The sequence below is a fragment of the Pedobacter quisquiliarum genome (assembly GCF_014642175.1).
Lineage (GTDB): Bacteria > Bacteroidota > Bacteroidia > Sphingobacteriales > Sphingobacteriaceae > Pedobacter > Pedobacter quisquiliarum.
In genome coordinates this window covers 61291-77031 of record NZ_BMIL01000007.1, presented here as the reverse complement: position 1 = coordinate 77031, position 15741 = coordinate 61291, and the positions used below count along the sequence as shown (strand labels likewise).

At 45.5% G+C, this 15741-nt stretch carries 11 protein-coding genes; 4 read left to right on the top strand and 7 right to left on the bottom strand.

The features are described from left to right. The first annotated feature begins 28 nt into the window (after nt 1–28). Complete coding sequence (der, locus tag IEW69_RS11285) at nt 29–1330, top strand: ribosome biogenesis GTPase Der (RefSeq protein ID WP_188626968.1); 1302 nt, start codon at nt 29–31, stop codon at nt 1328–1330. Between the two features lie 40 nt (nt 1331–1370). On the opposite strand, the gene IEW69_RS11280 is transcribed toward der, so the two are convergent. Next, complete coding sequence (locus IEW69_RS11280; RefSeq protein WP_188626967.1) at nt 1371–2978, bottom strand: S41 family peptidase; 1608 nt, start codon at nt 2976–2978, stop codon at nt 1371–1373. Between the two features lie 235 nt (nt 2979–3213). On the opposite strand from IEW69_RS11280, the gene murQ reads away from it, so the two are divergent. The 3 genes from murQ to IEW69_RS11265 are packed head-to-tail and all read left to right on the top strand — an operon-like array spanning nt 3214 to nt 5420. After that, nucleotides 3214–4020 carry an N-acetylmuramic acid 6-phosphate etherase gene (murQ, locus tag IEW69_RS11275; protein ID WP_188626966.1) on the top strand — a complete coding sequence of 269 codons (807 nt, stop codon included), beginning with the start codon at nt 3214–3216 and terminating at the stop codon, nt 4018–4020. 14 nt (nt 4021–4034) lie between these two features. Beyond that, on the top strand, nt 4035–4604 hold the full coding sequence (locus tag IEW69_RS11270) for a hypothetical protein (RefSeq protein WP_188626965.1): 570 nt from the start codon (nt 4035–4037) through the stop codon (nt 4602–4604). A 51-nt stretch (nt 4605–4655) separates the two neighbouring features. Next, complete coding sequence (locus IEW69_RS11265; RefSeq protein ID WP_188626964.1) at nt 4656–5420, top strand: Bax inhibitor-1/YccA family protein; 765 nt, start codon at nt 4656–4658, stop codon at nt 5418–5420. A 235-nt stretch (nt 5421–5655) separates the two neighbouring features. On the opposite strand, the gene IEW69_RS11260 is transcribed toward IEW69_RS11265, so the two are convergent. The 6 genes from IEW69_RS11260 to IEW69_RS11235 all read right to left on the bottom strand — a co-directional run bounded on the left by IEW69_RS11260 (nt 5656) and on the right by IEW69_RS11235 (nt 15583). Beyond that, nucleotides 5656–6339, bottom strand: a complete 684-nt coding sequence (locus IEW69_RS11260; protein WP_188626963.1) for an ABC transporter ATP-binding protein — start codon at nt 6337–6339, stop codon at nt 5656–5658. Nucleotides 6340–6415: 76 nt separating this feature from the next. Then, a complete protein-coding gene (locus IEW69_RS11255; protein WP_188626962.1) occupies nt 6416–8809 on the bottom strand; it encodes an ABC transporter permease in 2394 nt (797 codons plus the stop codon). 11 nt (nt 8810–8820) lie between these two features. Continuing rightward, a complete protein-coding gene (locus IEW69_RS11250; RefSeq protein WP_188626961.1) occupies nt 8821–11187 on the bottom strand; it encodes an ABC transporter permease in 2367 nt (788 codons plus the stop codon). Nucleotides 11188–11220: 33 nt separating this feature from the next. After that, nucleotides 11221–13587 carry an ABC transporter permease gene (locus IEW69_RS11245; RefSeq protein ID WP_188626960.1) on the bottom strand — a complete coding sequence of 789 codons (2367 nt, stop codon included), beginning with the start codon at nt 13585–13587 and terminating at the stop codon, nt 11221–11223. Between the two features lies 1 nt (nt 13588). After that, a complete protein-coding gene (locus tag IEW69_RS11240; protein WP_188626959.1) occupies nt 13589–14287 on the bottom strand; it encodes an ABC transporter ATP-binding protein in 699 nt (232 codons plus the stop codon). A 51-nt stretch (nt 14288–14338) separates the two neighbouring features. Continuing rightward, a complete protein-coding gene (locus IEW69_RS11235; protein ID WP_188626958.1) occupies nt 14339–15583 on the bottom strand; it encodes an efflux RND transporter periplasmic adaptor subunit in 1245 nt (414 codons plus the stop codon). Between the last annotated feature and the right edge of the window lie 158 nt (nt 15584–15741).

The following is a 15741-nucleotide window of genomic DNA, read 5'->3' as shown; positions in this document are numbered from 1 at the left end:
TTAATAATTAATACAATTCACACTACATATGAGTAACATTATTGCAATTGTCGGCAGACCCAACGTAGGCAAATCCACTCTTTTTAACCGCTTAACTGAAAGTCGCAAAGCTATTGTTGATGATTTTAGCGGTGTAACACGTGACCGCCATTATGGTGTGGCTGAATGGACTGACAAACACTTTACCGTAATCGATACAGGTGGCTATGTAGCCAATTCTGAAGATGTTTTTGAAGCAGCAATCCGCGAACAAGTGGTTATTGCCATTGAAGAAGCAACGGTACTTTTGTTTATGGTGGATGTAACCACCGGCATTACCGATCTTGATGATGAGATCGCCCAACTTTTACGCAGAAGTAAAAAACCTGTATACATCGTCGTAAACAAAGTAGACAACAACGCCCTTCAAAATGATGCGGCCGTTTTCTACGGCTTTGGTTTAGGCGAAATCTACCCAATCTCTTCCATGACGGGATCTGGAACAGGTGATTTATTAGATGATGTCATTACACACTTTGAAGACGTTGTAGAAGAAGAAAATGCTTTGCCGAAGCTTACCATCGTGGGGCGGCCTAACGTTGGTAAATCTTCGCTGATCAACGCGCTGATGGGTAAAGACAGAAATATCGTTACCCCGATCGCTGGTACAACGAGAGATTCCATTCACATACACTATAACCAGTTCGGACATGAGTTCATGTTCATCGACACAGCAGGTTTAAGAAAGAAAACGAAAGTTAAAGAGAACATCGAGTTCTATTCTGTAATGAGAACCATCAAAGCTTTGGAGGAAGCTGATGTCGTTATCCTTATGATCGATGCTGTGGAAGGCTTAGAGTCGCAAGACGTCAACATCTTCCACCTTGCAGAGAAGAATAAAAAAGGTATTGTAATCCTGGTTAATAAATGGGATTTGATCGAAAAGAACAACCAAACGGTTAAACAATTCGAAGATCAGATCCGCCAGAAACTACAGCCATTTACAGACATTCCGATCATCTTTACTTCCGTTGTTAACAAACAACGTATCTTCCAGGCTGTTGAAGCGGCACTTGAGGTATTCAAAAACAGAGGCAAGAAAATCCCGACTTCAAAGCTGAATGACGTGATGCTGCCAATCATTGAAAACTTTCCGCCACCGTCCCAAAAAGGAAAATACATCAAAATCAAATACATCACCCAGATCAATGCAACCTCTCCAATGTTTGCGTTCTTCTGTAACCTTCCTCAGTACATCAAGGAGCCATATAAACGCTTCATAGAGAACAAACTACGTGAGCACTTTGACTTCAAAGGTTCACCGATCCAGATCTACTTCAGACAGAAGTAATCCAGGTCAAAAACTTAAGGAATAAGATTATTCAAGATGGTTATTGCAGGCTATTCAAGGCTTGCTTAACCATCTTGTCATTTAGATTCAATGCCCGGTAGTACCCGGCATCGCCAAGATGGTATTTGTACAGCAACAAACGTAAGTCTGTCTGGATGTTATTCCTCGAAGCTAAGAACTGCTTCTGGTCGTATGCCACATCGTGCTGCTGCATGTATTTCACCAGGTCTTTAAGATCATTTTCACTCACGCTGAACATGCCCAGATTTTGCTCTAAGTACGTCGGATTATAGCGCTTCGCCAAAACCTCAAACACGAAGTCGAACAGTACATGCTTATCAATAAGTTCTGTATAAAGCTTCGTAACACCGGTTGTATCCATTTTCACGTACACGTCCGGCTGAATACCGCCGCCGCCAAAAACGCGCTTACCCGATGCCGTAACATAGGCTCTGCTGCCCTTCAGCGAATCACGTAAGCGATCTGCCTTCTCGGTCAGTTCTCCCTTTGTAAACCGCTCATCCACCTCATGCTGGTACGCATTATACCCTTTCTTGTACGACTTCTGTATGCTTCTTCCAAGGGGCGTGTAATATCGCGCGATGGTCAGGTTCAACGCCGAGCCATCACCAAAAGGAAACTGCTCCTGTACAAGGCCTTTTCCGAAAGACCTGCGACCAACAATCACACCCCGGTCCAGATCCTGTACAGCACCCGCTAGAATCTCACTTGCTGAAGCCGTGTGTTCATTGATCAGAACGGCCAACTTCCCATTTTCAAATTCACCGCCACCTGTTGAAATATAATCTGTACGCGGCTCATGTTTGCCTTCCGTATAAACAATCAATTCATTCTCCGGGAGCAGCTGACTTGCCAGGCCCGTTGCGGCTGTAAGGTAACCACCGCCATTATCCCTTAAATCGAGAATAAGCTTGCTCATCCCCTTATCTTTAAGTTTCCTGACCGCCTCAACAAAATCCTGGTCGGTGTTCGCCCCAAACTTGCTGATGCGCACATAAGCAGCTTCATTGTTCAGCATATAGGCCGCATCAATGCTACTCACTTGCACTTTCCCCCTTTTTACAACGAGTTCTACGGGCTTAAATCCCGTTCCATGCAATACCGTTAATTTCACCGGTGTACCACGTTTACCCTTAATCTTACCGATCATTTTTGCACGCGGTAAACCCATACCCGAAACCATTGTGCTGTCCACCTTCAAAATACGGTCGCCAATACGCATCCCCGCATTAAAAGCCGGTCCATCTTTAACCACATTGGTCACCAGTAAAGAATCTTTAAGAATATAATATTCAATGCCGATGCCCTCAAACTGTCCTTCCAGCATCTCGTTCTGCTCAAATGCTTTTGCCGGCGGCAGATACACGCTATGTGGATCGAGCTGATGCAGCATACTGTCGATCGGCATTTTCTGAAATTTCTCGGTATTTACCTCATCCACATAGTTTTTGTTGATGATGGTGAGGATTTCGTCAACTTTCTCGGCATCATTATCATTGTAGGTAATGTGCTTTTCGACCGTAAAGCCCTGATCCCTCAGAAACTTGTATCCAAGGAACATTCCACCGATTAAAGTGAGCGAGTACGTAAGGGCAATGAAGAGGTTCTGACGGGTATTTTTATTCATGGAGACGATCTAATACAAAGTTATGCATTTGACGTTTTCAAATGCCTATTTAACTCAGTTTAATTGATAATGTTTTACAAGTTTTTTAATGCGATGAGCGTCTCCCAAAATCTTCCTTCATTTACCCTTAAAAAAGAAGAAGCAAACGCGTATCGACGGGCTAAAAATGCAGCGAAACGCATTACAATTTCCGGTTTAAAAAGAAATTAACGAGTTTTAACAAAAAATCTAAGCTATGATACGCGTTACTGAGCAGGAATCCCACTATAACAATATTGATCAAATGTCCATTCTGGAAATTCTCCATGGCATAAACAAAGAAGATCAAACGGTTCCGCTTGCTGTTGAAAAAGTGATCCCACAAATTGAGAAGCTTGCTGAAGCGGTAACCGAGCGCATGAAAGCAGGTGGACGCTTGTTTTATATCGGTGCTGGTACCAGCGGCAGATTAGGTGTTGTGGATGCTTCCGAGTGCCCCCCTACTTTCGGTGTACCCTTCGATTACGTTGTCGGCATTATTGCCGGTGGCGATACCGCAATCCGCAAAGCCGTTGAAAATGCTGAGGATGACGCCGACCAGGCCTGGAACGACCTTAGCGAATACCAGATCAATGAAAAAGATTGCCTCATCGGCCTTGCCGCATCTGGCACCACGCCATATGTGATCGGCGGACTGCACACTGCGCGCGAGAAAGGTGTCTTAACCGGATGCATCGTTTGCAATGAAGGGGGACCCATCGCAGCAGAAAGCGACTACCCTGTTGAGGTTGTTGTAGGTCCTGAGTTTTTAACCGGATCTACCCGCATGAAATCTGGTACCGCGCAGAAACTAGTGCTGAACATGCTTAGCACCACGGTCATGATAAAACTTGGCAAGGTGAAAGGCAATAAAATGGTTGATATGCAGTTAACCAATCATAAGCTGGTAAACAGAGGTATTGACATGATCATGGAAGAACTAAACATTGATCAGGCAAGTGCCGAAGCCCTCCTAAACAAACACGGGAGTGTGCGCAAAGCTGTTGACGCTGCTCACAAATAAATCAAACAACACCCATGCACGAGATTGAACCATATTATCAGTGGCGCGATTATTACATCGCCGCTGAAGATGACCGTTCGCCTTTTTACAATACAGAGTATTCCGAGTTTCACTTTGATAAACAGCTCTATAACTTCCTGATTCACCCGCAATGGGATGATTTCGGCTCTAGCACGCTCTATTTGAAAGTACTCTTCGCAGATTACGACCGCGGCTATGCCATTATCGAATATATCGGCGAATGGAATGATGCCATCAGCAACGACATCATGCTCATGAAACGGGAAATCCTGGAGCTGATGATCGATGAAGGCATTAATAAATTTATCCTCATTGGGGAAAACGTCCTGAACTTCCACGCCTCCGAAGACAGTTACTACGAAGAGTGGTTCCAGGATGTAGAAGATGGCTGGATTGCAGGTATCAACTTCAACGAACACGTGATCCAGGAATTCCGCAGCAGCAACATTGACTATTACATCAATTTCGGGGGACAGCTAGACGATTTGGCATGGCGAACCATGAAACCCATACAGATCTTCAAGAAAGTTGAAGAAACCCTGACAAAAAGGCTTGGGGCATAGCTTTTGTATCTATCAGACAATGATTATCTTTAATAACAAAATTTAACACAAATGGATAACAACAACAATTATCAATGGGCACACAGACCTGAAATCATTCAGGAAGAGAAGGGTGCCGTTGCAAAGAAGTTTTTTGCAAACGTCTTTCTCTGGATGTTTATAGCCCTCGGACTATCTACACTTGCTGCCTTTTTCATGGCAAACACACCGGGCTACATGGATTACTTAGTTAAGTATGACCAAACCGGAATGCGTGCGGGCATGAGCACTTTGGGCTATATTGTAATGTTCGCTCCACTTGGACTCGTAATGCTAATGAGCGCCGGCATGAGCCGACTTTCTTATACCGCCCTATTGGGTGTATTCGTGCTGTATTCCATATTAACCGGGGTAAGTTTAAGCTTTATTCTATTGGCTTATACCACTGCTTCAATTGTGAGCTGTTTTGCAGCTGCTGCTGGTATATTCGGTATTATGGCCTTCCTGGGTTATACAACCAATACAGACCTTACCCAGTTCAGATCCATTCTGATGGTTGGTCTTATCGGTTTGGTGATCTGTACCGTAATCAACATGTTTCTGGGTAGTTCAACATTCGACTATATCCTGAGCTTCTTCGGTGTGGCGATCTTCACCGCATTGACAGCATATGATGTTCAGAAACTGAAAATGATCGGTCAGGGTATTGAAGAAAACGGCGACACCATTGCTGCTGCAGATTCAAAGAAACTTGCCATTATGGGCGCGCTAAGCCTGTACCTGGATTTCCTTAACATATTCTTATACCTGTTAAGAATCTTCGGTAACAGAAGATAAGCGTTCAAACATGCTATTAAGCCGGCTGCGTCTCTGATGCAGCCGGCTTTTTTATGCTTAAAACTGGAGTTACATTTAAAGCGGATTGCGGGGGGGATAATACCACAGCAAGCAGAGAACAAACGCATACCAAACACACACCTAGCGCACAGTCAGTGTGCGCCAGGTGTGCGTTTGGTGTGGGTTAGGTGTGCGTTAGGTGTGCGTCTAACCCGAAGTGTATCGCTGGCTGTGCTTACGTTAAGACAGCTTCGTCTTCCTTGATGACCCCGTCTAACAAATGCAGGATTCTGGAGCCATAGGTGGCATTAACTTCCGAGTGGGTAACTTGTATGATGGTAATCCCCTCTTCCTGGTTCAGCTTCTTGAACAGATCCATGATCTGCAGCGCTTGTGTAGATTGTAGGTTTCCGGTCGGCTCATCAGCCAGAATAATGGAAGGTTGTGCAACCAGCGCACGGGCAATGCCAACCAGTTGCTGCTGTCCGCCGGACAATTGGTTCGGAAATAAATCCTTTTTAGCAACAATGTTGAAGCGGTCCAGGATATCCGCTACCCTACTCTTGCGCTCCGCGCCGCCAACTTTCTTGTACAGCAAAGGCGCTTCTATATTTTCCGCAACCGTCATTTCATCAATGAGGTGGTAGGCCTGGAAAACAAAGCCAATGTGGTGCCGGTACAGTTCTATGCGCTTGCTTTCTTTGAGTAAGGATACATCTTCGCCCATAAACTCATATTTGCCATATGTAGGCTGTTCGAGCATACCCAGAACATTCAGTAAAGTAGACTTCCCGGCCCCGGAAGGTCCCATGATGCTGACAAACTCGCCTGGATGGATCTGCGTTGTCACATGGCGCAGCACATAGTTCTTAATTCCTTTATTGCTGTAGTATTTCTCGATATTGGATAGTGTGATCATCTCTCGTAAAGTTCGAAGTTATTATTTTAGGTTAAAGCCTTCCCTATTTAGGACAGCATAGTCATATTCACCTGGACTATTCATATTTTAACGCATCCACCGGGTTTGTTCCTGCAACTTTATAGGAGCGCAGACTTACGGTAATCAACGTTATCAACATAGATATGAACATGGCGGCAGCGAAAGGCCAAACGTTCAGTTCAATCCTATAAGCGTATTGATTTAGCCATTGGTTAATCAGTATATATGCTAAAGGCCAGGCAATTAGGTTCGCAAGAAACACCAGCAACAGGAAGGAACCATTGAGCAAGCGTAGGAGTTCAAAGGTTGAGGCACCGAGCACTTTCCTGATAGCCACTTCACGGGTACGTTGGTTGGTAACAAAGGATATTAGCCCGAAAAGTCCAACAAAAGAGATGAAAATGATCACAAAGGAAAAGACCCTGAAAAGTACCCCCATGATCCTTTCTGCAGCATAGTAGTCATTCAAATCATCGTTCACGAAACTGGATTCATAAACATCATTGGGGAAAGTAGCGTTCCACAACTGCTGCACCGCAGCCATAACATTTACCATTTGCCTGCTGTCCATCTTTACCGCCATATTGTAGTAGTCCAAGTGATTAGAAGACATCACGATTGGTGATATCTGTTCATGTAAGGACTTATCATTGAAGTCTTTGCTAACACCTACAATAGGTGCTGTCACGCTGTTTACCGTGAGCAACTTACCCAAAGCCTGCTCTGGGTCGTTGATGCCATTCCGCTTCAAAAAGGTCTCATTGACAACATAGCTATTTGTTGTGTCACTCTTCAGAAGCATCTTTCCGGCAATAAATTTCATGTCGAAAGTCTTGAAGTAATCCAGGTCGATATGCATGGTTCTGATCTGGAAATCTTTATTCGCGGTACCATTAAGCGAGAAGTCGCTTTCTGAAACATTGTTTGACGATGGGGCAACATCAAATAAACTTACCTGTTCCACACCTGGTATGGCCAGGAGCCTTGCCTTGAAATTCTCGTGTTTCAACAGGCTTAAACTATCCCCGGGGAGACCCACAATGGCTATCGCATTCGGATTGAAGCCCAATGGCTTTTCACGCATGTATTGCATCTGTTTCATCACCACCATTGTACTGATGATGAGCACCGTTGTAATGGTAAATTGAAGCACCAGCAACAATCGGCGGAGGCCAAGACCACCAGCATAGCTCGAGGAAACCTTGTTCTTTATGGCCATGGCGGGATTAAAACCAGAGATGATCAGTGCAGGATAGAAACCAGCCAGCAAGCTGACCAGCAGTACCAGCCCCACCAGGAAGACAAAAATGATTGGGTGTTGCAGTAAGCTGAAGGAGATCTTTTCATCGAAGAGCTGTTGCATATATGGCAATGCAACTTCAGTCAGCACACAGGCGATCAACATCGCAACAACACTGATCGCCAGGGTTTCGGTAAGAAACTGTATGATCAGCTGGCGCCGTTCACTGCCCAGCACCTTCCGGATGCCAACTTCTTTAGAACGGCCTATCGCCTGTGCAGTGGCAAGATTTATAAAGTTTATACAGGCCGTTAAAATCAGAAACAAGCCAATGATTGCTAAACTATAGAGTTCACTTTTCTCGATACTTCTACCGGCGAAGTTGCCGTATCGTCCATTTTGATGGATGTCACTTAGCGCTTGAAAGCTGTGGTACTGCCGCCCGGCCTCATCATTATCCTTATATTTTTTCAGGTTAAATTGCTCCATTGCAGCGTCCGCATCCCTGATCTGCACGCCATCTTTAAGCAGCACGTAACACTCCGAAGTGGATCGTACCGTGCCCCAGCTTTTATCGTTTTTCTGACTGAAGGTGGCGTAGCTAAACACAACTTGTAGGGGTAGACTAGTATTTTCCGGGCGGTCCTTGAAAATCGCTGTCACGCGGGCATCCTCCTGCTTTTGGAATCGCAGGATTTTACCAATGGCATCCTGCCAGCGACCAAAATACTTGATCGCAGCACTTTCGGATAAGGCAACCGTGTTCGGCGCAAGAAGATCGTTCTTCGGATTTCCGGCAAGCCAACTAAAGTTGAAGATATCAAAGAAGTCAGCCTCTGCAAAATACGCTGGTTCATACGCCTTGAACCTGACCTCTCCGCTTTCGCCGAGTGCCGCCAATACACCAGTAGTTCGCTGAATGGCCGCAACCTTTTCCAGCTGTGGCATCTCGGTTCGCACGGCAGCAGCCAAGGGTATCGGTACCCCCTGTGAGGCGTCGGTCCCATTTAGATACTTCCAGTTACTCACCACCCGGTAGATGCGCTGCTTATGCTGAAAATCGTCATCATAACTGAGCTGGTACCTGATAAAGATGAAGATCAGAATGCAACTCGCCATCCCAATGGACAGGCCCGCAATATTGATAAAGGTGTAGATTTTATGTTTCCACAAATTACGCCAGGCGATTGTAAGGTTAAGTTTGAACATAGCTTTTCTATTTACTCATGTTTTAATACCGCAGCCGGATTGGCTTGAACAGCTTTAGTTGCTTGCAGACTCACGGTAATTACCGCAAGCAAAAGGGAGATGACTCCGGCGAGGGCAAATGGAACAACCGATAATTCAACCCGGTAAGCAAAGGTATCCAGCCAGGTTCTCGCAAGCAGGTACACCAAGGGCCAGGCCAGCACATTCGCGATAAGCAACATCCATAAAAAGGATGAATTCAGCAGTTTCAACACCTGAAAGTCTGACGCTCCCAGCACTTTGCGGACTGCAATCTCCTTACGCCTGTTGCTGGTCATGATTTTAGCGAAAGCAAACAAGCCCAGAACAGCGATGAACACCGTCAGCATCGAAGCAGTGAAAAACACAGCTTTAAGTTGTTCCTGCTTTTTAAATAACCGCCCATATAAGTCGTCCAGAAAGTCATACCTGAAATCCTCCCCATCCAGCCGGTTTATGCCCGACCATTGCGCTTTTAGCGCAGCGAGAACAGCAGACATCTGTGCCGCATCAACTTTTAGCATGATGCTTAAGCGGGGGTTGCCGCACGGATTTTTCATGGCATAGATGGTTGGCTGCACCGCGGCTTCAAAGCCCTGCGATTTAAAATCTTTAATAACCCCGATGATCTTGTAATCGATATTGCAACCGCGGATGGTCTTGCCCACCGGATCCAGCAAGCCGTACTTCGCTGCTGCCGTTTCATTAATGATGGCTGCATTCAGCGTGTCACTTTTAAATTCTTTGGAAAAAGTTCTGCCGGACTTCAATTTAATACCCAGCGTTTCAAAGTAGTCGTAATCAACATCAATAAAATCGAGCAAGGCTTCGCGGCCCTCAACTGTATAACCGTTGCTGCCGGTCTGTTCTCCGCCAGGTACTACATTAGCGACCGTTGCAGATTTCACCCCGTTGATTTTCATCACTTTATCCCGGAAAGTTGCAAATACCTCCGGCTTGTTATACATCATCTGGTTTTTAATCACCAGCACCTGATTGGCTTCGAAGCCCGTATCCTCCGTGTGCAGGTATTCTACCTGACGGTTCACGATCAGGATGCCAGCAATAAAGATTACCGCAATGCTAAACTGTACCACCAACAGTCCTTTACGAATCCAGCTGGTCTGCAGTCCTGCTTCGAAATTGCCTTTCAAAACGAGCGCAGGTTTGAAGCCCGAGAGAATCAAAGCCGGATATACGCCTGCAATAAACGTAACGATCAACAGGATCAGCGGAAGCATCCAATACAGTTCTTCCGCACCTGCGGCCAAGGACAGGGGTACTTCAAAAAGATTGTTGAAAGTAGGCATAAAGAGCTCGGCAAGCATGAGGGCGAGCAGCATCGACAACACGCATTGTATCAGAATTTCAGTGATAAATTGCATGGTGAGTAGTTGCCGGTATGAACCCAGCACCTTTTTTATGCCCACCTCCTTAGCTCTTTTATTCGCCTGTGCGATGGTTAAATTCGTAAAATTTATACAGGCAATAACCACAATGAGCATACTCAAGATGAACAAGGCCATAACAACCTTGTAGTTTGTGTCATTTCCAGCTTGGGGTTTCAAGTGAAGATTGGCGAGTGGATCGAGGAAAACACGCTCATTTTTTAGGGACCCCATATCAATCTTTTCTTTGATCATGCCGGCTTTCATTAACCGGTCGATCTTCGCTTCCAGCGCTTTGATATCGGTTCCGGGTTTCACCTGGATGTAAGTATAGTAGTTCGGAAATCCAAAGCCTTCTGCTACCCCTAAGTTGTTTCCGATGGCAACGCCATCAAATTGCAGGTTGGAATGTGGATTTGGAACAATTTTCCCCTGAATGGGTGCAGTCAGTCCAAGCGTTTTACCACCCATCAGCACCAGCTCGGGCATGCTATCTTTCTTATTGGGGAAGAGCGTGCGCATACTCGCTTCATTCAAATAATACAAGCGTTCGATCTCTCCCTGAGGCTGCTTCAGGCCGCCTTGGGGATGGAGGTCAAAAATCTTGGCCGCATTGAAATTCATGACCATCGTGTTTTTGATGTAGATCCGACCGGCATCGCTAATTAGCGGAAACTCCAGGTTTGAGGGCGTCATTTTTCCTACCAATGCCACTTCCGGGCAATTCTGCTCAATGATTTCCGCCAAAGGCGGCGGCGTAAAGTTCGTCTTGAAATCCTTCAGGTCGCGACCTACGATATAAATGTTTTCGTAGTTGGGATTGTGCTTGTCGTAACTGGTTTCATAGTTTACATACAGCACAATCAAGATGAAGGCAGCGAGCGCAATGGACAGTCCGCCGATGTTGATCATGGATATCACGAAGTTCCTCTTCAGGTTTCGCAATGCGATTTTCAGGTTGAGCTTGAACATGGGTTTGTATTTAGACCTGTAGATTTAGGTGTGTTATTCGTACTTCAATGCGTCAATTGGATTTGCTTTTGCAACTTTGAAAGATTGCAGACTTACCGTAAGCACAGCGATGATCAGGGACAGCAGCACCGCAATGCCGAAAGGCAGCAAGGAAATCTGAATCCGGTATTCATATGCGGAAAGCCAGTTGCTGCTGATGATGTAAGCGAGCGGAAAAGCAATGACGTTGGCGATCGCAACAAGTTTGATGAAGTCTTTATTCAATAAAGTCAGAATATTCATGGTACTCGCACCCAACACCTTCCTGATGCTGATCTCCTTTTTTCGCTGCTCAGCCATAAACAACGCCAGGCCAAGTAGTCCCAGGCTGGAGATGAAGATTGCAAAGCCACCAAAAAGATTTGCAATGGTTCCCAGCAGCTGCTCATTCTGAAACTTCTGCTCAAAGTTATCGTCCGCAAACTTCCGCTCTACGGGATAGTTTGGATTAATGGCCTTAACAATTTCATCAATCTTATTAACGGAACTGCTCACATTCCCCTCAGGATTCATCCGCGCAATCATGTACTCAAACTCATCTTCTATATGGTAAAGTATCATTGGGGCAGGTGCCTGATACGGAGATTCGACAACGAAATCCTTAATAACACCAATGACAGTCACTGGCGAGCCGCCCCAGCTGAACGTGGCACCTACAGGATGCTTAAGGCCCATTCTGGCAACGGCAGCTTCATTCAGAATCATATGGGTGGAGTCATTATGATGTGCTTCAGAAAACTCCTCCCCTGCGATCATTTCTGCACCGATGGTTTTGCTGAAACTGGCACCAGCACTACGAAAGTTAAATAGCACCTGGTCATTAGGATTCTTTCCAGGCCAGCTTACACTAAAGGTGTTGTTACCGCCCTCGTTCAGACTCCGGCTGAAATACGTCACGCCGGTCACAGCTCCGGATTCCAGCAGTTGCGTCTTCAGCAATGCCATCTTCTCCTTGCTCCTTAAATTCCCTTCCATTGGGATTTCAATCAGCCCATTCTTGTTGAAGCCGATGGGCTTGTCTTTAATGTATTGCAGCTGCTGATAGATCACCGCCGTGCATACGATTAAACATGCGGCAAAAACAAATTGAAAGACCACCAGCGCTTTGCGGATGGACAAGGTCGCCGCGCCCGAATGCCCAAAGCCTTTAAGCACTTTCACGGGCTCAAATGAAGACAAGTAGAAGGCCGGATAGATGCCTGCAATGAAGCCTGTGGCAAGCGTAAGGCCAACCAGCGCAACCCAGAACCTCCAGTCGGTGTAGTTTATCTTCAAACTGGTGTTTAGCAGGCTATTGAAAAATGGCAAGGCAATCTCCATGAGCATAAAGGCGGTCAGCATGCCAATGAAGGCAAGGAGAAAAGATTCCTGGAGAAACTGGTTCATCAACGCAGCTCTTGAAGAGCCTACAGCTTTTCGGACGCCAACTTCCCGCGCACGCTTCTCTGATCTTGCGGTAGACAGATTCATAAAGTTGACACACGCAATCAGCAGGATGCAAAATGCCAGTAAGAAAAAGATTTTTAACTGATCTATCCTTCCGCCAACGGACTTTCCATTTTCAAAATGATCGTACAAATGCCACTTTGCCAAAGGTTGTAAAACCACCTCATTCGTCGCATCGGGGATGTTACGTTTGTAGATGTCACGCATCTGTGCGCTTACAGCGCTCAACTGCCCCTCATCCTGCAGTTGTAATAAGGTTAAGCAACTGTTATTTCCCCAACCGGAGTTTTTCACCCAGGGATTTATCTTTTCGAAGAGTGCCCAGGGTAGCAAGTATTCGAACTGAATGCTGCTGTTCACCGGAACATCGGCGATCACGGCACTTACCTTCAATACTTCTTCGTTGTTAAACTTTACCACCTTATTTATGGGATCTTCCTGGCCAAAAAGCTTTTCTGCTAGTGTTTCAGTCAGAATGACCGTGTTTACCCCAGTTAATGCTTGTTCAGCATTTCCGCTCAGGATTTCATAATCGAGTATCTTTAAAAAGGCTTGATCCGCGAATACGGCAGGCGCCTTAAAGTTATTCTGCTTGTAGCTGATCAGATGAGGATTAGGATAGGTTGAATGTGAGGCATATTTCACGCCGGCAATTTTTTCCCGTACTTCCCCGGCCATTAAGGTCGGTGTCCATGCCCAGCTTAAGGTCTCTGCATTGTTCTTCGAATTGTTATAAACAACATAGGTTTTCTCGTAGCCGCTAAATTGTTTGTCATAACCCCATTCATGGGCAACATACAAAAGCAGGATCATACAGCTGGCAAGGCCAATCGCCAGTCCGCCAGCATTGATCAGTGTGTAGCTCTTGTTTTTCCAGAGCGTACGGAGTGCTATTTTCAGGTTCAGCTTAAACATTTCAGATCAGTTCTTCAGTAATGCCTTTATTGATTTTTTCAGAGATCACATGGCCATCTTTAAGGTTGATGATCCGATTGGAGAATCCCGCATCATGCGAGGAGTGGGTAACCATGACAATCGTGGTGCCCTGCTCATTCAACTCGCACAGCAGTTCCATTACTTCGTTCCCGTGGGAGCTGTCCAGGTTACCCGTAGGCTCATCGGCAAGCACCAGCTTTGGCTTGGTCACCAGCGCCCTTGCCACGGCAACCCGTTGCTGTTGTCCACCGGACAGTTGCTGTGGGAAGTGACCGCTCCGGTTCACAATATTCATCCGCTGAATGATCTCATTGACCATTGCTTTCCTGGTTGCCGCCGGCACTTTATTGTAGATCAGTGGAAGTTCTATGTTTTCAAACACCGTGAGTTCATCAATCAGGTTAAAGTTTTGGAACACAAAGCCCATGTTCGCCTTCCTGAAGTTGGATCGTTCACGGTCGTTAAGCTTCAGCAGCTCCGTATCCATGAACTTGTAGCTGCCGCTTTCCGGTTTGTCAAGCAAGCCCATTACGTTCAGCAGCGTTGATTTACCACAGCCCGATGGGCCCATAATCGACACGAACTCCCCTTCTTTTACCTGCAGGTTGATGCCGTTTAATGCTGTCGTTTCAATTTCTTCCGTTTTGTAGACTTTCTCCAGATTTTCAATTCTTATCATTGCTATACTTTTTATCTCGTGAATGGGTCGCCATCTTCATATAACCGGCGCTTATTTCTTTATTTGTATGATGTCATACTGGTTAAACTGGTCGTAAGATGAAGTAATCACTTGCTCATCTTTCTGCAAGCCTTCCATAACCTCATAGTACAAGTAGTTCTTCCGGCCAACTTTGATGTTTCTTTTCCTGGCTTCGCCATCTTTAACCACATAGACCCAATTTCCACCGGTACTCTGGAAGAACTGCCCTTGTGAAAGCATCAGGGACTTGCTGTTATCAGACAATGTTAGCTTGGTTTGCAGCGATAAACCGCGACGAAGTTCGTCTGCAGATTTGCCGTCAAAAACCAACTCGATCTGGAACTGCCCGGAGGTAACTTCAGGGATAACCTTGCGGACAAGCAACTGGTAGTTCTTACCATTGATTTCACAATTGGCGCGTTGCCCCTCTTTTACGCGGTTAATATAGTACTCATCTACGCCTGCCTGCAACTTATAGCCCTGCATCACATCAATTTTGCCCAGCATTTCATTGGCGCCGTAGGATTTTCCGATCACAGGATCGTACGAAGATAAACGGCCGGAAACCGGTGCCTTAATGGTCATGTTTTCAATGTTTTGTCGAATGGATTCCAGGCTCTCATCCATACGACCGATGGAGAAGTCAATCTGGCTCAGCTGCATCTTGCGGCTTTGACTCTCCTGATCCATCGCTTGTTTCAAAATGGACCTGCGGTCTTTATAATAATCATAATCCTGACTGGAGGTATTAAATTCCTCGCGGGTAATCACTTTCTTGGCAAATAGCGTACTGTCAATCTTGTACTTACGGGACGCAGTGCGAAGGCTATTTTCAATAACCATCATGTCTTGTTTCATTACACGCTGGTTCTGTTCTAAATCCAAGCGTAGCTTGCGCAGCTGGTTGATTTGCTCAATGATGCTGGTTTCGCTACTCGTATAGGCAGATAATGCATTTGGATTGGCAATTCTCAACAGTGGTGTGCCTTTAACTACTGAAGCACCATTTTCCGTGAAGATCTCCGCCACCGTTCCACCTTCAGAAGAACTCACAATTACAGAAGTTAACGGAACTACAGTAGCATTCAGCAATACCACGTCTTCGAAATCGCCATAAGCCACTTTACTGATCGTCACTTTATTTGCATCTGCTTTATAGACCTTGTTTAGCGACAAACTATAGCCGTAACCTGCAAGACACACCACAGTTGCAATACCGGCAAGCATCAGGATGTTCTTCTTACTAAATCGCTTCTTCTTTATTACCTTATCCATTATAATATCATCAATATTGATCTGGGGTTTGCCAAGGACATGCCAAAGCAAAAAAACAAACTTAATCTATTAATAATCAATGTTTTAATCAGATACTTTAACTTTGTACCGTTCATTATCGGACAGTTGTTGTACGTGATCGAACAGTTTTATTAGTT

What these genes read in the sequence shown, in the direction of transcription:
- der (WP_188626968.1), top strand. Translation starts at nt 29, where the DNA reads ATGAGTAACATTATTGCAATTGTCGGCAGACCCAACGTAGGCAAATCC.
- IEW69_RS11280 (WP_188626967.1), bottom strand. Translation starts at nt 2,978, where the DNA reads ATGAATAAAAATACCCGTCAGAACCTCTTCATTGCCCTTACGTACTCG.
- murQ (WP_188626966.1), top strand. Translation starts at nt 3,214, where the DNA reads ATGATACGCGTTACTGAGCAGGAATCCCACTATAACAATATTGATCAA.
- IEW69_RS11270 (WP_188626965.1), top strand. Translation starts at nt 4,035, where the DNA reads ATGCACGAGATTGAACCATATTATCAGTGGCGCGATTATTACATCGCC.
- IEW69_RS11265 (WP_188626964.1), top strand. Translation starts at nt 4,656, where the DNA reads ATGGATAACAACAACAATTATCAATGGGCACACAGACCTGAAATCATT.
- IEW69_RS11260 (WP_188626963.1), bottom strand. Translation starts at nt 6,339, where the DNA reads ATGATCACACTATCCAATATCGAGAAATACTACAGCAATAAAGGAATT.
- IEW69_RS11255 (WP_188626962.1), bottom strand. Translation starts at nt 8,809, where the DNA reads ATGTTCAAACTTAACCTTACAATCGCCTGGCGTAATTTGTGGAAACAT.
- IEW69_RS11250 (WP_188626961.1), bottom strand. Translation starts at nt 11,187, where the DNA reads ATGTTCAAGCTCAACCTGAAAATCGCATTGCGAAACCTGAAGAGGAAC.
- IEW69_RS11245 (WP_188626960.1), bottom strand. Translation starts at nt 13,587, where the DNA reads ATGTTTAAGCTGAACCTGAAAATAGCACTCCGTACGCTCTGGAAAAAC.
- IEW69_RS11240 (WP_188626959.1), bottom strand. Translation starts at nt 14,287, where the DNA reads ATGATAAGAATTGAAAATCTGGAGAAAGTCTACAAAACGGAAGAAATT.
- IEW69_RS11235 (WP_188626958.1), bottom strand. Translation starts at nt 15,583, where the DNA reads ATGGATAAGGTAATAAAGAAGAAGCGATTTAGTAAGAAGAACATCCTG.